Source organism: Streptomyces neyagawaensis (assembly GCF_023516595.1).
Classification (GTDB): Bacteria; Actinomycetota; Actinomycetes; order Streptomycetales; family Streptomycetaceae; genus Streptomyces; species Streptomyces neyagawaensis.
In genome coordinates, this window is sequence record NZ_JAMGBG010000247.1 from 1 (window position 1) to 494 (window position 494).

The window sequence follows — 494 nt, forward strand, 5'->3', positions numbered from 1 at the left end:
GAGGCGAACCAGTGGCCGGAGGACGTCGTCGACTACTTCGGCGACTACACCAGCGGCGGCGACGAATGCCACATGGCGTTCCACTTCCCCGTCATGCCGAGGATCTTCATGGCGGTCCGCAGGGAATCGCGCTACCCCGTCTCCGAGATCCTCGCCAAGACACCCGCGATCCCCTCCAACTGCCAGTGGGGCATCTTCCTGCGCAACCACGACGAGCTCACCCTCGAAATGGTCACCGACGAGGAACGCGACTACATGTACGCGGAGTACGCCAAGGACCCGCGTATGCGCGCCAACATCGGCATCCGCCGCCGGCTCGCCCCCCTGCTGGACAACGACCGCAACCAGATCGAACTGTTCACCGCCCTGCTGCTGTCCCTGCCCGGCTCGCCGATCCTCTACTACGGCGACGAGATCGGCATGGGCGACAACATCTGGCTCGGCGACCGCGACTCCGTCCGCACCCCCATGCAGTGGACCCCCGACCGCAACGC

1 protein-coding gene is annotated in these 494 nt (G+C 66.0%); it reads left to right on the forward strand.

All coding sequences use genetic code 11. The annotated features are described in order from the left end of the window. Positions 1-494 (forward strand): alpha-amylase family glycosyl hydrolase (locus M8J73_RS44520; RefSeq protein ID WP_249829931.1); only part of this gene is annotated, 494 nt, incomplete at both ends.